Origin of the sequence: Streptomyces sp. NBC_00667, assembly GCF_036226825.1 — a bacterium.
Taxonomy (GTDB): domain Bacteria; phylum Actinomycetota; class Actinomycetes; order Streptomycetales; family Streptomycetaceae; genus Streptomyces.
The window spans coordinates 5,903,940-5,924,044 of sequence record NZ_CP109022.1 but is presented as its reverse complement, the minus strand read 5'-3'; the positions used below and the strand labels follow the sequence as shown (position 1 = coordinate 5,924,044).

The 20,105-nt window shown below is 73.3% G+C and carries 18 protein-coding genes; 9 read left to right on the top strand and 9 right to left on the bottom strand.

From position 1 onward, the window contains the following. Positions 1-189: 189 nt before the first annotated feature. Together OHA81_RS27140 and OHA81_RS27135 are read right to left on the bottom strand one after the other, a co-directional pair. Positions 190-1,263 (bottom strand): LacI family DNA-binding transcriptional regulator, encoded by a 1,074-nt coding sequence (locus tag OHA81_RS27140; protein ID WP_329200116.1) that lies wholly within the window; start codon positions 1,261-1,263, stop codon positions 190-192. A 1,263-nt stretch (positions 1,264-2,526) separates the two neighbouring features. After that, positions 2,527-3,084 carry a PadR family transcriptional regulator gene (locus tag OHA81_RS27135; RefSeq protein ID WP_329200114.1) on the bottom strand — a complete coding sequence of 186 codons (558 nt, stop codon included), beginning with the start codon at positions 3,082-3,084 and terminating at the stop codon, positions 2,527-2,529. A gap of 83 nt (positions 3,085-3,167) precedes the next feature. Here OHA81_RS27135 and OHA81_RS27130 point away from each other — a divergent pair, with 83 nt between their 5' ends. Next, on the top strand, positions 3,168-3,590 hold the full coding sequence (locus tag OHA81_RS27130) for a nuclear transport factor 2 family protein (RefSeq protein WP_329200112.1): 423 nt from the start codon (positions 3,168-3,170) through the stop codon (positions 3,588-3,590). A 33-nt stretch (positions 3,591-3,623) separates the two neighbouring features. Next, positions 3,624-4,088, top strand: coding sequence for a type II toxin-antitoxin system PemK/MazF family toxin (locus tag OHA81_RS27125; protein ID WP_329200110.1), 465 nt, complete (start codon positions 3,624-3,626; stop codon positions 4,086-4,088). 85 nt (positions 4,089-4,173) lie between these two features. Here OHA81_RS27125 and OHA81_RS27120 read toward each other — a convergent pair whose 3' ends face one another. Both OHA81_RS27120 and OHA81_RS27115 read right to left on the bottom strand, forming a co-directional pair. Next, positions 4,174-5,331 carry a hypothetical protein gene (locus OHA81_RS27120; protein ID WP_329200109.1) on the bottom strand — a complete coding sequence of 386 codons (1,158 nt, stop codon included), beginning with the start codon at positions 5,329-5,331 and terminating at the stop codon, positions 4,174-4,176. A 199-nt stretch (positions 5,332-5,530) separates the two neighbouring features. Further along, positions 5,531-6,397, bottom strand: coding sequence for a TIGR02452 family protein (locus OHA81_RS27115; RefSeq protein ID WP_329200107.1), 867 nt, complete (start codon positions 6,395-6,397; stop codon positions 5,531-5,533). A gap of 125 nt (positions 6,398-6,522) precedes the next feature. Here OHA81_RS27115 and egtA point away from each other — a divergent pair, with 125 nt between their 5' ends. The 4 genes from egtA to egtD are packed head-to-tail and all read left to right on the top strand — an operon-like array spanning position 6,523 to position 10,857. Next, positions 6,523-7,815 carry an ergothioneine biosynthesis glutamate--cysteine ligase EgtA gene (gene egtA, locus OHA81_RS27110; RefSeq protein ID WP_329200105.1) on the top strand — a complete coding sequence of 431 codons (1,293 nt, stop codon included), beginning with the start codon at positions 6,523-6,525 and terminating at the stop codon, positions 7,813-7,815. Next, positions 7,812-9,128, top strand: coding sequence for an ergothioneine biosynthesis protein EgtB (gene egtB / locus OHA81_RS27105; RefSeq protein WP_329200103.1), 1,317 nt, complete (start codon positions 7,812-7,814; stop codon positions 9,126-9,128). Before egtA ends, egtB begins: the two co-directional genes overlap by 4 nt. Then, positions 9,128-9,886 (top strand): ergothioneine biosynthesis protein EgtC, encoded by a 759-nt coding sequence (gene egtC, locus OHA81_RS27100; RefSeq protein ID WP_329200101.1) that lies wholly within the window; start codon positions 9,128-9,130, stop codon positions 9,884-9,886. Before egtB ends, egtC begins: the two co-directional genes overlap by 1 nt. Beyond that, on the top strand, positions 9,883-10,857 hold the full coding sequence (gene egtD, locus OHA81_RS27095) for an L-histidine N(alpha)-methyltransferase (RefSeq protein ID WP_329200099.1): 975 nt from the start codon (positions 9,883-9,885) through the stop codon (positions 10,855-10,857). The genes egtC and egtD overlap by 4 nt, the downstream gene beginning before the upstream one ends. On the opposite strand, the gene OHA81_RS27090 is transcribed toward egtD, so the two are convergent. Both OHA81_RS27090 and OHA81_RS27085 read right to left on the bottom strand, forming a co-directional pair. Beyond that, the gene (locus tag OHA81_RS27090; RefSeq protein WP_329200097.1) at positions 10,740-11,681 is read right to left on the bottom strand and encodes a lysophospholipid acyltransferase family protein; all 942 of its coding nucleotides are present in this window, start codon (positions 11,679-11,681) and stop codon (positions 10,740-10,742) included. The two genes, egtD and OHA81_RS27090, sit on opposite strands and share 118 nt — an antisense overlap. Next, positions 11,678-12,466 (bottom strand): GNAT family N-acetyltransferase, encoded by a 789-nt coding sequence (locus OHA81_RS27085; protein WP_329200096.1) that lies wholly within the window; start codon positions 12,464-12,466, stop codon positions 11,678-11,680. The genes OHA81_RS27090 and OHA81_RS27085 overlap by 4 nt, the downstream gene beginning before the upstream one ends. 271 nt (positions 12,467-12,737) lie before the next feature. Between OHA81_RS27085 and OHA81_RS27080 the strand changes: the two genes are divergently transcribed. After that, positions 12,738-12,953 carry a dodecin gene (locus OHA81_RS27080; protein WP_329200094.1) on the top strand — a complete coding sequence of 72 codons (216 nt, stop codon included), beginning with the start codon at positions 12,738-12,740 and terminating at the stop codon, positions 12,951-12,953. A gap of 36 nt (positions 12,954-12,989) precedes the next feature. Here OHA81_RS27080 and OHA81_RS27075 read toward each other — a convergent pair whose 3' ends face one another. Next, positions 12,990-13,487 (bottom strand): phosphatase domain-containing protein, encoded by a 498-nt coding sequence (locus OHA81_RS27075; protein WP_329200093.1) that lies wholly within the window; start codon positions 13,485-13,487, stop codon positions 12,990-12,992. Positions 13,488-13,552: 65 nt separating this feature from the next. On the opposite strand from OHA81_RS27075, the gene OHA81_RS27070 reads away from it, so the two are divergent. Beyond that, positions 13,553-14,566: an LLM class flavin-dependent oxidoreductase gene (locus OHA81_RS27070; RefSeq protein WP_329200092.1), complete on the top strand. Its 1,014-nt coding sequence runs from the start codon at positions 13,553-13,555 to the stop codon at positions 14,564-14,566. Positions 14,567-14,576: 10 nt separating this feature from the next. Further along, positions 14,577-16,973, top strand: a complete 2,397-nt coding sequence (locus tag OHA81_RS27065; RefSeq protein ID WP_329200090.1) for an excinuclease ABC subunit UvrA — start codon at positions 14,577-14,579, stop codon at positions 16,971-16,973. Between the two features lie 8 nt (positions 16,974-16,981). On the opposite strand, the gene OHA81_RS27060 is transcribed toward OHA81_RS27065, so the two are convergent. Together OHA81_RS27060 and OHA81_RS27055 are read right to left on the bottom strand one after the other, a co-directional pair. Then, positions 16,982-19,285: a family 20 glycosylhydrolase gene (locus OHA81_RS27060; RefSeq protein ID WP_329200088.1), complete on the bottom strand. Its 2,304-nt coding sequence runs from the start codon at positions 19,283-19,285 to the stop codon at positions 16,982-16,984. Positions 19,286-19,433: 148 nt separating this feature from the next. Continuing rightward, positions 19,434-20,075: a hypothetical protein gene (locus OHA81_RS27055; RefSeq protein ID WP_329200086.1), complete on the bottom strand. Its 642-nt coding sequence runs from the start codon at positions 20,073-20,075 to the stop codon at positions 19,434-19,436. Positions 20,076-20,105: the final 30 nt, after the last annotated feature.

Sequence of the window (20,105 nt, the reverse complement as noted above, 5' to 3'; positions counted from 1 at the left end):
GGCGCATGGCGCCGGGTGCGCCCGGATGGGGCGCGCCCGCAGTCTCCGTCCGCCGATCACCGCCTGTCAACGGCCTGCCCGGGGCACCGGACCTCGGGAGCCCGCCGGGCGGACCGGGCGGACCGGGCGGACCGGGCCGACCGGGCCGACTGATTCGGCTCAGCCGGAGTCGGCTCAGGTGAACTCGGCTCAGGTGGACTCGCGCCGTACCGCCACGGCTGTCATCAGGTCGTGCCGCTCGGTGAGGTGGGAAGGTTCCCGCACCGCGCGGTCCACGAGGGCGGCCAGGTGCTCCCCCGTGGGCATCTCGATCTGCACCGTACTGAGCCGGGGGCGCAGCAACCGCCCGATCAGCAGGTCGTCGGCGCCGATGACGGCCACGTCCTCGGGGACGCGCAGGCCGGCGTCCTGGAGGGCCCGCATCAGCAGCGTCGCGTAGTCGTCGTTGTACGCGAAGACACCGTCCAGCCCGAGCGACCGCCAGCGGGCCGCGAGCGCGGCGGCCGACGCCTCGTCGTAGGCGAGGGGCAACGGCTCCACCGCGGCGGACGCCACCGACCGGGCGCCCGCGAGCCGGGGCTCGGAGAAGAGCCCCAGTCCTTCCTCCTGCGGGACGACGACCCCGATCCGGCGCCGGCCCCGCTCGACCAGGTGGGCGGCCGCCCGGGCGCCGACTTCCGCCTGGTCCATGACCAGCGCGTGCGCCCCGGGCACCCGTCCGGGCCCCAGCGTTATCACCGCGCGGGCACCGGCCCGTTTGAGCGTCGCGACGTTGCCCGCACAGAGGGTGATCTCCCCGAGCGAGATCACCGCGACGGGGCGCAGCTCGGCCCAGGAACGGGCGGCCTCGTCGCCGGTGAGGCCGAGGCTGCCGTACTGCACGACGGTGTAGTCGAGGCGGCGCAGGGCCTGCTGGAGCTCGTTGAGGAAGGTGCGGTAGAGCGGGCCGAAGGGGACCTGGGAGGTGGGCAGCAGCACGATCCGGGTGTGCCCGGCCCGCAGGCTGCGCGCGGCGGCGTGCGGTACGTAACCCAGCTCCTCGGCGGCTTCGCGCACCTTGCGGCGGGTCGGCTCGCTGATGCGTACGGCTTCGGCGTTGTTCAGCACGTACGAGACCGTCGCGCGCGACACCCCGGCGACGCGGGCGACGTCGGCGCTGGTGGGTACGGCGGATGTGGCGGGTGTAGCGGGTATGGGAGATGTGGCGGATGAGACGGATGTGGCGGATGTGGTGGTGGTTTGGGTGTGAGGTGTCTGAGGCATTGCCCTGGAATCCTTGCAGACCGGGTACGCGTGGGGGGTTGGCGGATGGCCTGAAACACGCGTTGGCACGCCTAATCCGCTGGCGGGGGGCGGTGCGTACTTCGGCAGGGCGGGGTGGGGGCGCGAGGCGGGTTCCCCTGCGGGGTGTGGGGGAGGTGCGGGCCGACTGCCGCTGGCGGAGTGCCCTTGGGCGGTGTCGGGGGTGCTGGGGGCGTCCCGTCAGTCCACTGTCCTTTCGTGTCGGTCCGGTCCGTCAAGGGCGCTCGCTGCGCTCGCGTCGCTCCGCGATGGCCTGCGGCCACCCTTGACTGCCCGTCCCGCCCCGAAACGCCACAGACTGCCGGGAAGCCCCCAAGGAAACGGCCGGGAGGTCATGTTCCGATGACCCGGTCTCAACGACGCCCGCCCGAAGCCCCGGTCCAGGCCCGTCCTCTGCGACCCCTTCCATGCCCGGCTGTTGCGCCGCCCGAAGTTCCGGACGCCGGTCGGGAAATTCAGCCCCGCCGGCGATTGAGGCGCGGGGTCTGGGGCCGAGCCCCAGGGAGCCCCGAGCGCAGCGAGGGGGCCCACCCACCCACGCGACAGATCGCTACGCGCTCCCCCCGGCATAGCGTCCGCAGCCCGTCCCCGGCTGGGCATAAGCCGCCAACGACCGCTACGCGCTCCTCCCGGCTTGGCGTCCGCAGCCCGGCATGGGCTGGGCGTAGGCCGCCACGGTCGCTACACGGCTGACGTGCTCCGGCGTCGTACCGGCCACCGTTTTCGGCCCGTGGGGCGCCTGCCGGCGTTCGGCGCCGATCCGCAAATTCAGCCTCGCCGGCGATTGAGGCGCGGGGTCTGGGGCGGAGCCCCAGAAAGCCCCGAGCGCAGCGAGGGGGACCACCCACCCGCGCAACATTCGCTACGCGCTTCCCCCGGCGTAGCGTCCGCAGGCCGTCCGGGGCTGGACATAAGCCGCCACCGATCGCTACACAGCTGACGTGATCTGGCGTCGTACCTACCGCCATTCCCGGTCCGTGGGGCGCCTCCCAGCGTTCGACGCCGGCCAGCAAATTCAGCCCCGCCGGCGTTTGAGGCGCGGGGTCTGGGCCGGAGCCCCAGGGAGGCCCGAGCGTAGCGAGGGGGCCCGCCCACCGGCGCGACAGATCGCTACGCGCTCCCCCGGCACAGCGTCCGCAGGCCGCCCGGGGCTGGGCATGCCGGCGATCGATGCCCGGCTGTCGCGCTGTGGCGTCGAACACGGCACCGTTCCCAGCCGGAGGCCTACCGCCCCGGGCGTTCCCGCAGGACCGTCACCGCGCGCTCGTACCAGTCCCGGTTGGCCCGTTCGAAGGACAGGCCGCGGAGGCAGGTCAGGTAGGGGCCGACGCGGTCGCCGTGGCGGAGGAACTCCTCCTCGGCCAGCTCCCCGCGCATCGTGCGCAGGAGGGCGTCGAACAGCTCGATCTTGGCTTCGGCGAAGGTGATCCGCTCGGCGAGCTGGGCGACCAGCGCGTCGGTGTTCACGTGGTCGGCTGCCTGCACCTTCACCAGCAGGTCGTCCCGGATGAAGGAGGGCTTCGTGGCGGCCGCGGTGAACCGTTCGAGTTCACCGAGTCCGGCACTGGTGACTTTGAACAGGCGCTTGTTCGGCCTGGTCTCCTGAACCACCTCGCGGCCGGCGATGAGGCCTTCGTGTTCGAGTTTGGCCAGTTCGGCATACAGCTGTTGCGGGAGCGCGTGCCAGAAGTTCGCCACGCCCATGTCGAACGCTTTGGCCAGCTGGTATCCGCTCAGTTCCTCGTCGAGCAGTGCCGCCAGGACGGCGTGGCGCAGAGCCATCGGAGCGTTTCCTTCCTCTGGTCAGGGATGCCGGCCACATGATAGTCAAGAAACTGACTAATCACATTGAGGAGTGTGCCACGATGACCACCGCCGACCGCTTCCGCTCCGCCGTCGACAGCCGCGACCTGACCGCCATCGGGGAGCTGTTCACCGAGGACGTGCGGCTGTACAGCCCGGTGAAGTTCACGCCGTTCGAAGGCAGGCCGATGGTCCTCGGTCTGTTCGGCGTACTCCTGCGCACCTTCGAGGACTTCCGCTACGTCGGCCGGCTCGACGGCGCCGCCGAATCCAGCACTGCCGGGGCGGCCACCGACGCCGCCGTACTGGTGTTCCGGGCCACCGTGAACGGGAAGCAGATCCACGGCATCGACCTGCTGCACCTCGACGCGGAGGAGCGGATCAAGGAGATCACGGTGATGGTCCGCCCCCAGTCCGCGGTCATGGCCCTGGGTGAGGCGGTGCTGGCCGGGCTGGTGGCCGACGGCCTGGTCCCGGCCACGTAGGGCGGGCCACCGGCAGGCAGTAACCTCTCGCGCATGACGGCACTTTCACAGCACGGCAACAGCCACGTCGAGCAGCCCGGGCGGGACGGGGAGACGGCCACCACCGAGGCCGATCCGCACGCCATCGGGCCCGTGCGGACCTCGTACGCCCCCGACAAGGACGGCGATCCCGACCCGGGGGAGATCGTCTGGACCTGGGTCCCCTTCGAGGAGAACGACGGGCGCGGCAAGGACCGGCCCGTGCTGGTGGTCGCGCGGGAGGCGGGCGGGAACACGCTGCTCGCGGTGCAGCTGTCCAGCAAGCGGCACGACCACGACCGGGAGTGGGTGCCGATCGGCACCGGTCCGTGGGACGCCGCGGGGCGGGAGTCCTGGGTGGATGTGGACCGGGTGCTGCGGGTGCACGAGTCGGGCATGCGCCGCGAGGCGTGCGCGCTGGACCGGGGCCGGTTCCAGCTGGTGGTGAACCGGCTGCGGGAGCGGTACGGCTGGCAGTAGCCGGGCGGGGCTACAAGCGGCGCGGCGGCCCCGCCCGTTGTCCGGGTGGGGCCGCCGCCGTTCGGCCGCGCAGCGGGCCGGACGGTCAGCCGACGCAGTGCGCGACGTTGCCGGCGCAGTTGGTGGGCAGGTTGTGGATGACCTTGTCGTCCCGGAGCTCCACGATCCCGTTCACGTCGTTGTTGATGCCGCCGCCGTTCTCGGCCGCCCGGTTCTGTACGACGAGGCTGCGGACGAGGGTGACCCGCGCGGCGGGCAGGCCCGCCACCCAGTTGTTGATGCCGCCGCCGTTCCGGCCGGCGGAGTTCTTCTCGATCTTGATCCGCTCCAGGAGCGCGGTGCCTTCGTTGTCGATGGCGCCCCCGTCCCGGCCGGCCTTGTTCAGGTCGAAGACGGTCTCGCGGGCCTCCAGCGCCGCACGCACGCCGTTGAAGACGGCGCCGCCGTCGAAGCCGGCCCAGTTCGCGGTGAACTTGCTGTCGCTGATCGCGGTGTGGGCGGTGGGGCCGATGTTGCTGAGGGCACCGCCGTTGCCGTCATGCGCCTCGTTGTGGGTGAACACGCTGTGGTCCAGGACCCGGAGCGTGCCGTTGTTCTCGACACCGCCCCCGTTGATGCTGGAGGTGTTGCCCGCGACGGTCGTCTTCTTCAGCGTGACGCTGCCGTTCGTCGTGTTGAAGAGGGCGCCGCCGTCGACCGCGATGGCGATGTTGGTCAGGAGCTTGCTGTCGACCACCGTGACCCGGCCGTTGTTGTTGAAGATGGCACCGCCGTTCAAGCCGGCCTGGTTCCCGGAGAGGGTGCTGTCCTCCACCAGCAGGGTGCCCTCGTTGCTGATGCCGCCGCCGTTCGTGAGGGTGCGGCCGCCGTTGACCACGACGCCCTTCAGCGTCAGTTCGCCGGTCGGGGCGACGCTCAGCAGCCGGAAGAGGGTGGTGGCCGCCGTGGAGCGGATCAGGCTCGAGTCCAGGCCCTTGATGGTGACCCTGGTGGTGATGGGCGGCAGCGCGTTGCCGCCGGTGCCTGCCGTGAAGCGGTAGACGCAGCGGTGGGCCAGGTTGATCGTCGCGCCGTCGGGATTGGCGTTCGCCTGCACGACGGCGGCGATGAGTCCGGCAGCGCCGGCGTTGCAACTCACGTTGAGGTTCAGGGGCTGGGCCACGGCCACAGCCGGAGCTGCCGCGACGGCCAGGCCCAGGCTTGCCACCACAGCGGATCCGGCGAGCACGAGACGCTTCTTCATTCGCTTGTGTTCCTCTCAGTACCCAGGTGGGCCCCCGCGCCGTCGTCCTGCGTCCAGCCGTGGTGGAGTGGAGTGGGGAGGGAAGTGAGGGGCGCCGTCATGACGTGACAGGGTTAGCCGATGGGTCCCGGCGTGTCCCGGCACCTGCGTACGGACTCTCCGGAAATTCATACGAATGGTGGCCGCTGCACTCCGTGCCCTACGCCGACGGGCGCGCGGCCCCCTCCCCCGCCGTGCTGCCGAACCCCGCGAAGGCCCGCTCGAAGGCCTCCCGCGGCCCCGGATCGCGGTCCAGGACGGCGAACACCACCTGCTCGAAGGCGCCCGCGAACCGCCCGGCGAGCAGCGCCCGGAAGGCCTCGGCGACCTCACCCGGGTCGTTGCGGAACACCCCGCACCCCCAGGCGCCGAGCACCAGCCGCCGGTAGCGGTGCATCGCGGTGACCTCCAGCACCCGTTCGGCCCTCCGGGCGAGGACGGCCGGGATCTCGTGCGCGCGTTCCGGCTCCTGGCGGCGGATCGTGCCCGCGTTCGGCGCCGGGGAGGTGAGGAATCCCGCCCGGTACGGGGTCTCCAGCAGTTCGCCCCGGTCGTCGCGGAACACGGGCACGCCGGGCGAGTGAATCACCCGGTCGGTGTAGAAGGTGCTGCGGCCGGCGCGGTGCACCTCGTAGTACTCCGGCGCCTCCAGCAGCGTCTCGTAGAGCGCCGAGGCGCGGCACAGCGCTTCCTCCTGGGCCTTGGCCCCTCTGACGTAGCCGCCCCCGGGATTGCGGGCCGAGGCGAAGCACAGCACCGCGACCGAGGGCTCTTCGCCGGGGCCCCCGGCGAGCCTGCGGGCCGCGGCCGTACTGCTCTCCCCGGTGACCTGTACGACGGTCCGGTCTGGGCCCGCCTTCGGCTCATCACTTGGAATGACCTGGTTCGGCCCATATATCCTGGTTCCCGCCTTGGCTTCCGCCAGGGCGGCGGCCAGGGAGACCTGCCGTCCGGAGCGTGTCCGGTAACCGCCGGCCGCCGAGATGATCGCGTTGTGGCGCGCGATTTCACGCAATCTGCTGCTCACGCCGTGATCCTGCGGCGCAGGACGCGCTGACGGCAAGGGAATTTGTACCGGTCCGGCGGGTAGGCACAGGTGACATCCGAGCCGTCGACAGGTGACGGCCGACGACAGGAGATGAGGTTCCGGTCATGCACCAGGACTCACCCGCTCCGCCCTGGCAGCCCCCTCCCGACGTCCCCCTCTCCGAAGCCGCCGCCGAGGACGTGGTCCACGGCATCTGCTTCAAGACCGGCCCGCCGCGCCTGGTCGGCGCCGAGCTCGAATGGCTGGTGGTGGACGCCGAGCGCCCCTGGATACCGCTGGACGCCGGCCGGCTGACCGCGGCGCACGACGCCGCGGGGGCCCTGCCGCTGCGGTCCCGGTTCACCGTCGAGCCCGGCGGCCAGCTGGAGCTCAGTTCCGCCCCCGCCGCCTCCCTCACGGCCTGCGTGGACGGTCTGCAGGCCGATCTCTCGGCCGTGCGCGGCACCCTCGGCGCGCAGGGCCTGGCCCTGCTCGGTCTCGGCCGTGACCCGCGCCACCCGTACCGCCGCCTCCTCGACAGCCCGCGGTACCGGGCCATGGAGAGCTACTTCGACCGTACCGGGCCCGCCGGGCGCGCCATGATGCGTGCCTCCGCCTCCGTGCAGGTCTGCGTGGACGCCGGCCAGGAGGAGCCGGGCCCGCTCGGGCACGGCCGGCGCTGGCGGCTGGCGCACCTGCTGGGCGCGGTGCTGGTGGCCGCGTTCGCCAACTCCCCCGCGCACGAGGGACCGTACGCCGGATGGCGGTGCGCCCGGCAGGGGATCTGGAGCGACATCGACGCGCGGCGCGCGCTCGCCCCGCCGCTGGACGCGGAGCCACGCGGCGCCTGGACCCGGCACGCGCTGGACACCGAGGTGATGTGCGTGCGCTCCTCCGGGCCGTCCTGGCAGGTCCCGGGCGGGCTGACGTTCCGCGACTGGTTGCGCGCCGGGGGCCCCCGGCCGCCGGGCCGGGCGGATCTGGACTACCACCTGACGACCCTGTTCCCGCCGGTCAGGCCGCGCGGCCACCTGGAACTGCGGATGATCGACGCCCAGCCCGGTGAGGACGGCTGGCTGGTTCCGCTGGCGGTCACGCACGCACTGTTCGACGACCCCGAGGCCACCGAGACCGCCTACCGGGTGGTGAAGGCGCTCGCCGACGCGTACGGGGGCAGGCCCGCGCCCCGCAACCGGCTGTGGCGGACCGCCGCCCGGGCGGGGCTCGCCGACCCGGATCTGCGTGCGGCCGCCGTCGCCTGCTTCGCGGCGGCCGGCGAGGCGTTGCCCCGGCTCGGGGCGAGCACCCACGTCAGCGACACGGTCGGCGCTTTCGCCGAGCGCTACGTACTGCGCGGCCGCTGCCCGGCCGACGACCAGGACCAGCGGCAGCCCGCCGGGAAGGAAACGCGACCGTGACCACCGAATCCAGCCCCATCGGCTCGCGTGAGCGGGCCGCCGCGGCGCTGACCGCCGCCCGGGCCCGTACCACCGCGCTGACCGACGCCGTGTCCGACGAGGACCTGACGGCGCAGCACTCCCCCCTGATGTCGCCGCTGGTCTGGGACCTCGCGCACATCGGCAACCAGGAGGAGCTGTGGCTGCTGCGGCGGGTGGCCGGGCGCGAGTCCCTGCGGCCCGAGATCGACCCGCTCTACGACGCGTTCCAGCACCCCCGCTCCGAACGGCCGAAGCTGCCGCTGCTGGGGCCCGGCGAGGCCCGCCGGTACGCGGCGGAGGTGCGGGGGCGGGTCTTCGACCTGTTGGAGCGCACCGCTTTCGAGGGCACCCCGCTCCTGGACGGCGGGTTCGCCTTCGGCATGATCGCCCAGCACGAACAGCAGCACGACGAGACGATGCTGATCACCCATCAGCTCAGGCGCGGTGCGCCCGTACTCACCGCCCCCGACCCCGGCCCCCCGCCGGGTCCGCCGCTCCCGGCGGCCGAAGTCCTCGTGCCCGGAGGCCCGTTCACGATGGGGACGTCCACGGAGCCGTGGTCCCTGGACAACGAGCGGCCCGCGCACACCCGCGACGTCGCACCGTTTTGGATCGACACGGCGCCGGTCACCAACGCCGCCTACCAGGCCTTCATGGCGGACGGCGGGTACCACGAGCCCCGCTGGTGGGCCGACGAGGGCTGGGAGCAGATCCGCGCGCACGGGATCGAGGCCCCGCTGTTCTGGCACCGGGAGGGCGGGATCTGGCTGCGCCGCCGCTTCGGCGTCACCGAGCCCGTACCGGACGACGAACCGGTACTGCACGTCAGCTGGTACGAGGCCGACGCCTTCGCCCGCTGGGCGGGCCGCCGGCTGCCCACCGAGGCGGAGTGGGAGAAGGCGGCCCGCCACGACCCCCGCACCGGGCGCTCGGCCCGCTACCCCTGGGGCGACGCCGACCCGACGCCCGCTCACGCCAATCTGGGCCAGCGCCACCTGCGCCCCGCCCCGGCGGGCAGCTATCCGGCCGGCGCCTCCCCGCTCGGGGTGCGCCAGCTGATCGGCGACGTGTGGGAGTGGACCGCCTCGGACTTCCTGCCCTACCCGGGGTTCAGGGCGTTCCCGTACCGCGAGTACTCGGAGGTGTTCTTCGGCCCGGAGCACAAGGTGCTGCGCGGCGGTTCCTTCGCCGTGGACCCGGTGGCCTGCCGTGGCACGTTCCGCAACTGGGACCTGCCTGTCCGCCGGCAGATCTTCGCCGGCTTCCGGACCGCGCGTGGCGGTGGTGCGTGATGTGCCGTCACTTGGCTTATCTGGGACCGTCGGTGTGCCTGGGGCGGCTGCTGAGCGAGCCCGAGTACTCCCTGGTCCGGCAGTCGTACGCACCGCGCCGCCAGCGGTACGGCACGATCAACGCCGACGGCTTCGGCGTCGGCTGGTACGCGCAGGACGATCCGGTACCGGCCCGCTACCGCCGCTCCGGGCCCGTCTGGGGGGATCTGACCTTCGCGGACCTGGCCCGCGTGGTGCGCAGCACGGCGGCGCTGGCCGCCGTCCGGGACGCCACGCTGGCCGGGGCGGACGGGGAGGCCGCAGCCTCGCCGTTCGCTTCGGGGCCCTGGCTGTTCAGCCACAACGGGGCGATACGGGACTGGCCGCACGCGGCGGGCCCCTTGGCGGCCGCGCTGCCGCCGCACGAGCTGCTCCAGTTGTCCGCGCGTACCGATTCGGCGCTGATCTGGGCGCTGGTGCTGCGCCGGCTCCGGGAGGGGGCGGGTCTCGGCGAGGCCCTCGCGGGGCCGGTGCAGGAGCTGGCGGCCGCTTCCCCCGGGTCCCGGCTGAACCTGCTGCTGACGGACGGGACGGGCATCGCCGCGACCGCGTGGGGCGACTCCCTCTGGTACCTGTCCGATCCGGGGGCCGGGTCCACGGTCGTGGCGTCCGAGCCGTACGACGAGGACAGCCGCTGGACCGAGGTGGACGACCGCACCTTGCTGACCGCCACCCCCACCCGGGTCGATCTGATCCCGCTCAAGGAGAGTCTGTCGTGAATGATTTCCAGCTGACCCGGACCCTCGACGAGCACTCCGCGGATACCGCGCTGCGGGCGGACGTGCGCGGTGGCCTGACCCGCTCGCCGAAGGAATTGCCTCCCAAGTGGTTCTACGACGCCCGGGGCAGTGAACTCTTCGAGGAGATCACCCGGTTGCCCGAGTACTATCCGACGCGCGCCGAGCGGGAGATCCTGCTGGGACGGGCCCGGGAGATCGCGACGGAGAGCGGCGCGCGCACGCTGGTGGAGCTGGGTTCCGGTTCCTCGGAGAAGACCCGGCACCTGATCGAGGCGATGCCCGCGCTGGAGACCTACGTCCCGGTGGACGTCAGCGAGAGCGCCCTGCGGGGGGCGGCACAGACGCTGCTGGGAGAGCATCCGGGGCTGCGGGTGCACGCCCTGCTGGCGGACTTCACCCGGCCGCTGCGCCTGCCGGAGTCGGCCGGCCCGCGGCTGGTGGTGTTCCTGGGCGGCACGGTCGGGAACCTGAGGCCTCCGGAGCGCGCCGCGTTCCTGGCGTCCGTACGGGCGATGCTGTCGCCGGGTGACGCGCTGCTGATGGGTACGGACCTGGTGAAGGACGAGGCGGTGCTGGTGGCCGCGTACGACGACTCCCAAGGGGTGACGGCGGAGTTCAACAAGAACGTACTGGCGGTGATCGACCGGGAGCTGGGCGCTGATTTCCACACGGCCGACTTCGAACACGTGGCGGTGTGGAACCGGGAACAGGAGTGGATCGAGATGCGGTTGCGGGCCCGGTCGCAGGCGCTGGTGAAGATCCGGGCACTGGATCTGGTGGTGCCCTTCGAGGAGGGTGAGGAGATCCTGACGGAGATCTCCGCGAAGTTCCGTCAGGAGGGCGTACGGCGCGAACTGGCGGCGGCCGGGCTCGAGCTGACGCAGTGGTGGACGGACGCGGAGGGCCGTTTCGCGCTGTCCCTGTCGGTGGCCGACGGCCTGGAGGGCTGAGCCGGCACGCCCGGCAGCGTCGGCTGTCCCGCGTCGCCGCATACCGCTCGCTGAGCGGCCGCGGCGAGGTCCCGCCGGTCCGGGTGACGGCCCGGCGGGATCCGCGGCAGCAGCCGTACCTCGGCCCGGATCCCGCGGGCCCGGGCGATCCGCCACAGCGAGGCGGTCAGCGGATCGTCCCCGACGAACGCGGGCGCCCCGGCGAGGCTCCCGTCCGCCCCGGACCGGTACGCGAGCCGCACCGGCTGTACGGGGACCCGCGCGTCCAGCGCCGCCTGGAACACGGCCCGCCGGAAGGGCCCCTGGGCGCGCCCGCACCAGGTCGAGCCTTCGGGGAACACCGTCACGCGGTCTCCGGCGAGCAGGGACCGGCTGACGGCGTCCACGGTGCGCGGCAGGGCCCTGATCCGGTCGCGTTCGATGAACAGGGTTCCGGCCCCGGCGGCGAGGCGGCCGAGTACGGGCCAGGCGCCGATCTCGCTCTTGGCCAGCATCCGGCAGGGCAGGGCGGCGGCCACGAGGGGGATGTCCAGCCACGAGATGTGGTTGGCGACGACCAGGCGGCCGCCGTCGGGCCCGGGGCTTCCGTGCACGGTGATCCGTATGCCCAGGGCGCCCACCAGTGCGGCGGCCCAGGCCCGCACCAGGGCGTGACGGGGGCGCTGCGGCAGGAGCCGGACCGGCGGCGCGGCCAGGACCGCGAGCAGCATCAGGGCGGCGGCGCAGACGAGCCGCGCCACCGCGTGCGGGATGCTCGCCGCCCGCCCCTCGTGGCCGGCGCAGGCCTCGGGGGTGCAGGGTGCGGTGGGCAGCCAGACGCTCATGCGCCCGGGGCGAGCGAGAGGAAGTGGTTCAGGTAGCGCGGGTTGGTCCGGCGCAGTGAGAGCAGCACGTACAGGTCGGCGCAGCCGAAACCGGCGTCGAGTGCGGGCTCGCCGCACACCCAGGCGCCCAAGCGCAGGTAGCCGCGCAGCAGCGGGGGCAGTTCCGTGCGGTCGGGGAAGGCGATGCCTTCGGGGTTCCAGGGCAGGTGCGGGGTGACCCGGTACTCCTCGGGGGCGAGGTTGCGGGTCAGGACGTTCGCGCGGGTGGCGGCGGCCAGGACGCCGCCGTCGGCCAGCGGGATGGAGCAGCAGCCGGCGAGCCAGTTGTGGCCGGAGCGGTCCATGTAGCGGGCGAGTCCGGCCCAGATGAGGGCGATGACGGCGCCGTTGCGGTGGTCCGGGTGGACGCAGGAGCGGCCGACTTCCACGAGGTCGGGACGGATGGGGGCGAGGGCGGTCAGGTCGAATTCGGTCTCGGAGTAGAGACGGCCGGCGACCGCGGCGCGTTCGGGGGGCAGCAGCCGGTAGGTGCCGACGACCTGCCCGGTGTTCTCGTCCACCACCAGGAGGTGGTCGCAGTAGGCGTCGAAGGCGTCGGCGTCGATGCCCGGCTCGGGTCCGTCCAGGCGGGCGCCGAACTCTCCGGCGAAGACGAGGTGGCGCAGCCGCTGGGCTGCGCGTACCTCGTCCTCGTCGCGGGCGATCCGGACGGCGTAGCGGGGGGCGGGGGAGGCCGGGGATGCGGGGGGTGCGAGGGGGGACGGGGACAGGGGGGCGAGGGTCATGACTGCTCCTGATCCGGGCGCGGGGGCCAGGGCCGGCAGGTCGGCGGCCCGGCTCCTCTACTTCTTCCGTGACCGGCTGGATTCGACATGACCGCTCAGCGGCGGCGGGATGTGCGGACGCTGAACTCGGTGCCCGGACGGCTGGGGCGCACGCGGCCGCGGGGCCCGGGCCGGCCCCCTCCGGGGCCGACCGTCGGTACAAAGTTCGCGGGAGCGGACTTACTGGGGCACCGTAGTACCAGGCAATAGCGACCACTGTCGGGAGAGGCCCATGTCCAACCACACCTACCGGGTGACCGAGATCGTCGGCACCTCCCAAGAGGGCATCGACCAGGCCGTCCGCAACGGGATCGCGCGGGCGGGCGCGAAGCTGCGCAACCTGGACTGGTTCGAGGTCACGCAGGTGCGCGGGCACATCGAGAACGGCGAGGTCGCCCACTACCAGGTGGGCTTGAAGGTGGGCTTCCGGCTCGACGACGAGGAGTGACGGGCACCGCGGCCGGCCGCGGTGCCCGGCGGCGCGTCAGGTCCGGCCCTCGGTCTCCTGGGCGGTGGTGAGTTCCGGGGCGTCCGCCGCCCAGTCGGCGAGCACCACCCGGAAGCCGGCCTCCCGGGCGGCCCGGCAGACCAGTTCGTCGTCGTCCACGAGCATCCGGACCTCCCGGCCCCGGGCGATCCGGCCGAGCACCTCCAGCTTGGTCGCCCGGGCGGGGCGGCGGTCGCGGTCACCGCGCATCCACAGCCGGCCCTCCGGCAGCCCGTGCCGCGCCAGCCACTCGACGGTGTCCGCGCGGCAGCGCTCCGGCCGGCCGGTCAGGTACACCACCTCGCAGTCGGCGGCGCTCTCCACCGCCAGGGCCACCCCGCGCGCGAGCGGCGGATCGGCCGGGGCGGCGCCGAAGAAGCCGTCCCAGTCGCGCGGGCGGCGCTCCAGGAAGTGCTGGCGGTGGTCGGTGTCGGACAGGGTGTTGTCGATGTCGAAGACGGCCAGTGGCCGCCGGTGGGCGCTCTCACGGGACATGGGCAGAAGCCTAAGGGCCGCCGGGGCTGCGGGAATCCTGACGGCCCGGCGGCGTTGAGAGGTGTGTGATCCCGCGCATCTCGCTACTCGACCGGTCCCGCACGCGCCAGGGGCATCCCGACCCGCAGGCCCTGCGGGACACCGTGGAGCTCGCGCGCGAGGCGGAGCGGCTCGGGTACCACCGCTTCTGGGTGTCCGAGCACCACGGTGTGCCGGGCGTCGCCGGTTCCGCGCCCACCGTGCTGGCCGCAGCCGTCGCCGCCTCCACCCGGCGGATCCGGGTCGGTACGGGCGGGGTGATGCTGCCCAACCACCAGCCGATGGTCGTCGCCGAGCAGTTCGGGGTGCTGGAGGCACTGTTCCCCGGCCGCATCGACATGGGGGTGGGCCGCTCGGTCGGCTTCACCGACGGGATCCGGCGGGCCCTGGGCCGTGGCACCGAGGACGCGGACCGGTTCGAGGAGCAGCTCGCCGAGCTGCTGGGCTGGCTCGACGGGACCCAGCGGGCCCATCCCGGGGTGCACGCCCGCCCGGCGGAGGGGCTGCGGATCCCGGCGTACGTACTGGCCACCGGCGAGGGCGCGCGGATCGCCGCCCGGGCCGGGCTGCCGGTGGTGGGTGACCTGCGGGCCCGCAGCCGGGTCGCGCAGGCGGTGGCGGCCTACCGCGAGGAGTTCCGGCCCTCCCCCTGGGGCGCGCGGCCGTACGTGGTGGTCTCGGGAACGGTGGCGGTCGCGGCCACCGGGGAGGCCGCCCGGCGGATCCTGCTCCCGGAGGCGTGGGCCCTGGCGTACTCCCGCACCCGGGGGAGTTTCCCGCCCCTGAGGCCGGCCGGGGAGATCGAGGCGCTGGAGATGACGCCGAAGGAGCGCGAGCTGTACGAGGGCGCGCTCCAAGGGCACGTCCACGGCGCCGAGGAGCAGGTCGCGGCGGAGCTGACCGCGGTCGCCCAGGACCTCGGCGCCGACGAGCTGCTGGTGACGACCTCCACGTACGACCGTACGGCGCTGCTGGATTCGCTCGGCAGGCTGGCGCGGCTGGCGGGCCTGCACACGAGAGCCGAGGGCGACGCCCCTTAAACTGGGACGAATGCACCCCCACAGCGCTCCGGAGACCGACGCCCGCGACCCTTACGTGCGGGTGCGGGGCGCCCGGGAGCACAATCTGCGCGGCGTCGATGTGGACATTCCGCGCGACGCCCTCACCGTCTTCACCGGCGTCTCCGGCTCCGGGAAGAGTTCCCTCGCCTTCGGCACCCTCTACGCCGAGGCGCAGCGCCGTTACTTCGAGTCCGTGGCCCCCTACGCCCGGCGGCTCATCCACCAGATCGGCGCCCCGAAGGTGGACTCCGTCACCGGACTGCCGCCCGCGGTCTCGCTGGAGCAGCGGCGCTCCTCCCCCGGTTCCCGCTCCTCGGTCGGAACGGTGACGATGCTGTCCAACTCGCTGCGGATGCTGTATTCGCGGGCGGGCACCTATCCGCCGGGCGCGGAGCGGCTGGACTCCGACTCCTTCTCCCCCAACACCGCCGCCGGGGCCTGCCCGTCCTGCCACGGCATCGGCCGCATCCACCGCACCAGCGAGGAACTCCTCGTACCGGACCCCGAGCTGTCGATCCGGCAGGGCGCGATCGCCGCCTGGCCCGGCGCGTGGCAGGGCAAGAACCTGCGGGACATCCTGGAAGCGCTCGGCCACGACGTGGACGCGCCCTGGCGGGAGCTGCCCGCCGAGGACCGCGAATGGATCCTGTTCACCGAGGAGCAGCCGGTGGTCACCGTGCACCCGGTACGGGACGCCGACCGCATCCAACGGCCCTACCAGGGCACATACATGAGCGCCCACCGCTATGTGATGCGGACCTTCGCCGACAGCAAGAGCGCCACGCTGCGCGCCCGCGCCGAGAAGTTCCTCGCCGACTCTCCGTGCCCGCGCTGCGGGGGCCGCAGGCTCCGTCCCGAGGCCCTGGCCGTGACCTACGCGGGGCGGACGATCGCGGAGCTGGCGGCGCTGGCGCTGACCGCGCTGGACGAGGTACTCGCCTCGACGCCCGCGGCCGGGGAGGCGGCGCGGGTACTCGTCGAGGACCTGCGTGCGCGGATCGGCGCGGTCACCGAGCTCGGTCTCGGCTACCTGAGCCTGGACCGGAGCGCGCCGTCGCTGTCGGCGGGCGAGTTGCAGCGGCTGCGGCTGGCGACGCAGCTGCGGTCGGGGCTGTTCGGGGTGGTGTACGTGCTGGACGAGCCGTCGGCGGGCCTGCACCCGGCCGACACGGAGGCGCTGCTCGGCGTGCTGGACCGGCTCAAGGCGGCCGGGAACACGGTGTTCGTGGTGGAGCACGACCTGGAGGTGGTGCGGCACGCGGACTGGCTGGTGGACGTCGGGCCGCTGGCCGGGGAACACGGCGGGCGGGTGCTGCACAGCGGGCCGCCGGAGGCGCTGGCCGCGGTGGAGCGGTCGGCGACGGCCCGGCACCTGTTCGGGACGGGTGGGGCGTCCCCGGCCCGGGCGGCGCGCACCCCGACGGGTGCGGTCCGGCTCAGCGGGATCGAGCGGCACAACCTGCGGGGCGTGGACGCCGAGTTCCCGCTGGGCGTGTTCACGGCCGTCACCGGTGTGTCCGGGTCCGGGAAGTCCACGCTGGTCGGGCAGGCGCTGGCCGGGGAGGTCGGGGAGCGGCTCGCGGACGGGGCGTTCCCGGTACGGCGGCTGGTGGAGGTGGACCAGAAGCCGATCGGCCGTACCCCCCGCTCCAACCTGGCGACGTACACGGGGCTGTTCGAAGTGGTGCGCAGGCTGTTCACCGCGTCGCCGCAGGCGCGCGAGCGGGGGTGGAAGGCGGGGCGGTTCTCCTTCAACGTGCCGGGCGGCCGCTGCGAGACCTGCCAGGGCGAGGGCTTCGTGTCGGTGGAGCTGCTGTTCCTGCCCAGTACGTACGCCCCCTGCCCCGAGTGCGGCGGCGCGCGGTACAACTCCGGGACGCTGGAGGTGCGGTACGAGGGGCTGAACATCGCGGAGGTGCTGGCCCTGACGGTGGAGTCGGCGTCGGAGTTCTTCGCGGGGGTCCCGGCGGCGGCGCGCAGCCTGCGGGCGCTGGAGGACGTCGGACTGGGCTACCTGCGGCTGGGGCAGCCCGCTACGGAGTTGTCGGGCGGCGAGGCACAGCGGATCAAGCTGGCGACGGAGCTGCAGAGGCTGCGCCGCGGCCACACGCTGTACCTGCTGGACGAGCCGACGACGGGGCTGCACCCGGCCGATGTGCGGGTGCTGCTGCGGCAGTTGCACGGTCTGGTGGACGCCGGACACTCGGTGGTGGTCGTGGAGCACGACATGGAGGTCGTCGCGGGCGCCGACTGGGTCATCGACCTGGGACCGGGCGGCGGGGCGGACGGCGGCCGTGTGGTGGCGGCCGGAACCCCGGCGTCGGTGGCCCGGGCGCCGGGCAGCGCCACGGCCCGCTACCTCGCCCGGGCGCTGCGGACGGCGTAGCGGGGGGCTCAGGTGATCTGCCACTGCTGGTAGGGCGAGGACTGGACCGGCTGCTGGGTGACGGGGGCTCCGTCCGTGCCCGAGGCGGTGGTCAGCAGGAGCGCGCTCTTCTTGTTGGCCACCGAGTAACCGCCGGCGCCGAGGGCGGTGAGCTGCCAGCGCTGGCTGTCGCCGCCGGTGCAGGTCGCCTGGACCACGGCCGCTCCCGCCCCGCTGCCCGGGACGTCCGCGCAGAGGGTGGAGGCGCCGTTGACGAGGGTGTAGCTGCCGTCGCCGGCCGGGTCCAGCCGCCACTGCTGGTTGGCGCCGCCGTGCGGTGCCCAGGTGATCAGCTGGGTGCCGGAGGCGGTGGAGCTGCCCGGGTCGTCGAGGGCCTTGCCGGCCGCGGTGAGGGTGCGGGCGCCGCCCAGGGGGTCTCCGTACACCTCGAACTCGTAGAGGGAGTAGCCGTACGCCGTGCCGCGCTGGGTTCCGTGGACGCGGATGTAGCGGCCGGTGCCGGTCAGGCCGGTCAGGTCCTGGACCGCGCCCGCGCCGGTGCTGGTGGTGTAGACGGTGCGCCAGGTGGTGGCGTCGTCGGAGAGCTGGATCTGGAAGGACTTCCCGTACGCCGTCTCCCAGCGCAGCACCACGCGGTTCACGCGGCGAGCGGAGCCGAGGTCGACCTGGAGCCATTGCGGGTCGGCGTAGGCGCTGGACCAGCGGGTGGCCAGGTCGCCGTCGGTGGCGGAGGTCGCGGGGAAGTTCGCCGTCTCGGTGCTGGAGGCGGTGGTCGGGCGGCCCAGGGCCAGGTTGCCCGGCTGGGCGGCGCCGGGCCAGGCGGGGTGGTGGCCCACGGCGGCGACGATCGGGGTGAAGGCGGCGTACGTCGCGACCGGCTTGGGTGAGCCCCAGGTCTGCTGGGCCAGTGCGCGCAGCGGGTACATGATGCCCGCGGCGATCTGGTCCTCGCTCTCGGCGGTGGGGTTGTCGCACCAGACGTGGAGGAGCGAGCCCGGGTTCCTCGCCGGGTCCAAGAGGGTGGCGCCGCCCTCGAAGCGGTCCGCGGTCCAGGTTTCGTACATCCACTTGGTGTCCGGTTTGGCGCCGCCGAGTACGTAATAGGTGGGCGTCCAGGAGTCGTTGGCGACGGTGTGCCCGGCGGCGGCCAGCTGCTGCGGGGTGAGGCCGTAGCTGTACCAGTACTCGACGACGATGGCGGGGTTCGGGGTGAGCGTTCCGTCGCCGGACTTGATTCCGTCGTTCCACATGCGGGTGGTCTTGCCGCCGGCCCGGACGAGGGCGTCGGCCCAGTTGACGAACCCGTAGAAGGTGTCCTTGGCGGTGGCGTTCGCGCCGTAGTGGGCGCGGGCGTAGCCGAGGAGCTGCGGGTACTTGGCGTAGTCGGTGACGTACTCGTCGGCGCCGATGTGCCAGTACGGTCCCGGGAACAGGGGCAGGTACTCGGTGATCAGGTCCTTGATCAGCGTGTAGGAGGCGGGGAGCGAGAGGTCGATGAAGTCGGGGCTGAGGGCGCCGGAGCTGCTCTTGAGCCGCAGTTCGGGGTGCGCGGCCAGCAATGCGTTCATGTGTCCGGGGGTGTCTACCTCCGGGACGATGGTGACGTGGTATTTGCGGCCGAGGGCGACGAGGTCGGCGATGTCCTGCTTGGTGTAGTGGTCGGTGGAGACGATCTCCGGGTGCGTGGAGCTTTCGAGGCGGAAGCCGAAGGTGTCGGAGAGGTGGAAGTGGAAGGTGTTGAGCTTGAGGTAGGCCAGTTCCTTGATGTGCTGCTTGAGCCAGTCGACGGTGAAGAACTTCCGCCCCTGGTCGACCATGAGGCCGCGCTCCGCCTTGGTGGGCCAGTCGACCGCCGTTCCGGCGGGTACGGTCGTGGACTGGTGCAGGAGTTGCAGGACGCTGCGGGTGCCGTTGAAGACGCCGGCGGTGGTGCCCGCCTGGAGGGTGAGGGACGCGGCGACGGTCATCCGGTAGCCCTCGGCGGGCAGGGAGGGCTCGCCGAGGGCGAGCCCGATGTCCCCTGGCGCGGCGCTCCCGGTGACGACGGGGACGCTGCGTCCGGTCAGTGCGCGCAGGTCTTCCGCGAAGGTGGCCGCTTCGTCGGAGAGCTGGGCGGCGTGGGCGGGGTCGAGGGCGATGCGCGTGGTCCCGGTGAAGGTGTACGTGCCGGTGCCGGCCGTCCATTGCCGAAGGGCGGGCACGGTCTGCGGCGCCGCCCCGGCGGCCGCCGGGGCGGCGCCGGCGCTGACGCCGGGCAGGGCCAGTGCGCACACGGCGCAGACGGCGGCGATCAGGAACCTGAGCAGACGCATGGCTGCCTCCAGCCGGCTGTGGCCGCAGAGCGGGACGGTGCACAAGTGCAGCCCAGTGTCGAGAACATGTCAATACATGCTCGGAACACGGCTGGATCGAGCACTGCCGCGCAACAGGACGCCCGCCTTGCGCGCCGGAAGAAACGGTCTAGGCGTCGCCGGGCAGCAGGTGTTGCGGGAGTTCGCGAAAGCTCCACCGGCCCCGGTGGCGGGTGAACATCCAGACGAGGTCGTGGCGGTCGGGCCAGGCCGCGGGGACCCCCAGCACCTGGTGCACGCCGAGGGCGCGGACGAGGCGGGGGATGCCGGGGTGCTCCCAGCAGACGAGTACGGGCATCCGCGCGGCCAGCACCGCCTGCGCGAGGGCCGGTTCCGCACCGACGGCGAACTCGGTGCGTACGGGCAGGTGCAGGGCGGTGGCCAGCGGCTCGACGGTCTGCTTGCAGCGGGCGGGCGCGGACGGGCCGCCGGTCGCGAAGAGCGCCGCCGGGCGGGGCAGCGGGGCCCGGGCCGCCGGGGGGAACAGCCGCCGCAGTTCCTCGGCGCGGCGCTCGCCCCGGCCGGCCAGGGAGCCGGGGTGTTCGGTGCCGTCCTCGTCCTCGCCGGTGTCTCCCGGAGGCGGCTGCTCGCCATGCCGGATGATCATGACGAGGGCGTCCTCGGGAAGGGCCTCGGGGCCTGGGGCCGGGTGCGCGGACCGCGTGGTGCAGCCGGCCACCGCGAGCGGTGCGAGGGCGGCGGCCAGCACGGCTCGGCGGCGCGGTCCGGACCCGGCGGGGGCATGTGCCATGGGGCCACTCTCCCCCACGCCCGGACCCGG

Coding starts and splice junctions, on each gene's coding strand:
- OHA81_RS27125 (WP_329200110.1), top strand. CDS start 3,624: ATGACGGCACTTTCACAGCACGGCAACAGCCACGTCGAGCAGCCCGGG.
- OHA81_RS27055 (WP_329200086.1), bottom strand. CDS start 20,075: ATGGCACATGCCCCCGCCGGGTCCGGACCGCGCCGCCGAGCCGTGCTG.
- OHA81_RS27065 (WP_329200090.1), top strand. CDS start 14,577: ATGCACCCCCACAGCGCTCCGGAGACCGACGCCCGCGACCCTTACGTG.
- OHA81_RS27085 (WP_329200096.1), bottom strand. CDS start 12,466: ATGACCCTCGCCCCCCTGTCCCCGTCCCCCCTCGCACCCCCCGCATCC.
- egtC (WP_329200101.1), top strand. CDS start 9,128: ATGTGCCGTCACTTGGCTTATCTGGGACCGTCGGTGTGCCTGGGGCGG.
- OHA81_RS27140 (WP_329200116.1), bottom strand. CDS start 1,263: ATGCCTCAGACACCTCACACCCAAACCACCACCACATCCGCCACATCC.
- OHA81_RS27135 (WP_329200114.1), bottom strand. CDS start 3,084: ATGGCTCTGCGCCACGCCGTCCTGGCGGCACTGCTCGACGAGGAACTG.
- egtA (WP_329200105.1), top strand. CDS start 6,523: ATGCACCAGGACTCACCCGCTCCGCCCTGGCAGCCCCCTCCCGACGTC.
- OHA81_RS27080 (WP_329200094.1), top strand. CDS start 12,738: ATGTCCAACCACACCTACCGGGTGACCGAGATCGTCGGCACCTCCCAA.
- OHA81_RS27090 (WP_329200097.1), bottom strand. CDS start 11,681: ATGAGCGTCTGGCTGCCCACCGCACCCTGCACCCCCGAGGCCTGCGCC.
- OHA81_RS27060 (WP_329200088.1), bottom strand. CDS start 19,285: ATGCGTCTGCTCAGGTTCCTGATCGCCGCCGTCTGCGCCGTGTGCGCA.
- OHA81_RS27130 (WP_329200112.1), top strand. CDS start 3,168: ATGACCACCGCCGACCGCTTCCGCTCCGCCGTCGACAGCCGCGACCTG.
- OHA81_RS27120 (WP_329200109.1), bottom strand. CDS start 5,331: ATGAAGAAGCGTCTCGTGCTCGCCGGATCCGCTGTGGTGGCAAGCCTG.
- OHA81_RS27075 (WP_329200093.1), bottom strand. CDS start 13,487: ATGTCCCGTGAGAGCGCCCACCGGCGGCCACTGGCCGTCTTCGACATC.